This is a genomic window from Cupriavidus sp. KB_39, from assembly GCF_052114485.1.
GTDB lineage: Bacteria > Pseudomonadota > Gammaproteobacteria > Burkholderiales > Burkholderiaceae > Cupriavidus.
On sequence record NZ_JBFREV010000139.1, the window covers coordinates 1 to 1,057 of the forward strand.

Annotated in this window: 1 protein-coding gene and 1 pseudogene; one reads left to right on the forward strand and one right to left on the reverse strand. The window is 66.7% G+C overall.

From position 1 onward, the window contains the following. Positions 1–287 (forward strand): annotated as a pseudogene (locus tag AB4Z27_RS29120) (hypothetical protein); the annotation flags it as partial. A gap of 94 nt (positions 288–381) precedes the next feature. Here AB4Z27_RS29120 and AB4Z27_RS29125 read toward each other — a convergent pair. Next, positions 382–996, reverse strand: coding sequence for a flavin reductase family protein (locus AB4Z27_RS29125; protein WP_441592752.1), 615 nt, complete (start codon positions 994–996; stop codon positions 382–384). Positions 997–1,057 lie beyond the last annotated feature (61 nt).

The window sequence follows — 1,057 nt, forward strand, 5'->3', positions numbered from 1 at the left end:
GCGTGAAGGACGTCCGGCACGGCGCCCGGGGCGCGGACGACCGGGACCATGCGGTACAGCAGCGGCTGGACAGCCTGCTGCGCAATGCCATTGCCGCCCGGTCGATCTCGGAGATGGCTGTGGCGCTGGGCAGCGCAGCGGAACTGCGCATCTTTCCGGCCGAAGCCGATCTGGAGCGCTGCACCGAGGCCGTCAGAGCTTCCGGTGCGACCGTGCTGCGCGCGCTGATCTGGACCGTGCGGCACCGCCACGCCCGGCATCTCGAACAGCTCAGGCGGCGCCGCTAGCCCAGTCCGGTCAACGGTCGGAAAACATAAGCCCCCGCCACTCCAGGAGTCGCGGGGGCTTTCTTCTACCGGGGCCGGTATCGGCCCCGGTCATTCAATAAGGTCGATACAGTTCCAGCCGCTGGCCGCTGTGCATGTAGTCCGCCCGGTAGCCGGCGCGCAGCACGGGGTTAGCGAGGAAGGTGTCGAATAGGCCGTCGCGCAGATACTCGCGGCGGATATGCACGCCGGCCACCTGGCCCAGCACCAGCCAGTGGTCGGTGCCGTCGCCGTTCAGGTCCTTGATTTCGCGCACATCCAGCAGCTTGCATTCCAGTACGGCCGGAGACGCCGCCACGTGCGGCGCGCGGATGGCGCGCCCGGGCGCCGGCGCTACGCCACAGAGGCGGAATTCATCGACTTGGGGGTCCACCGGCTCGGACGTGGCGTTCATCTTCTCGGCCAGCTCCCGGCTGACGAAGTTCCACGCGAACTCACGCGTCGCCTCGATATTGCGAACGCTGTCCTTGTAGCCCTCGCTGGAGAAGGCAATGATGTACGGGTCGGAACACATTGCCGTGCAGAAGCTGTATGGCGCGAGGTTGGGGGTGCCGGCGGCGGTCAGGCTCGAAATCCAGCCGATGATGCGCGGCGCGACAATCGCCTTGAATGGATCATGGGGCAGGCCGTGGCCGGCATCCGGGCGATAGAAATAGACGTCGTCTTCCATGGGGCAGTGGTGTGATTGAAGCAGAAATGCATTCGGCGGCGGCGGCCCCCTGACAGGGAGC

Bases quoted from the DNA above. Each gene is read 5' to 3' on its own strand.
- AB4Z27_RS29125 (WP_441592752.1), bottom strand. From the start codon at position 996: ATGGAAGACGACGTCTATTTCTATCGCCCGGATGCCGGCCACGGCCTG.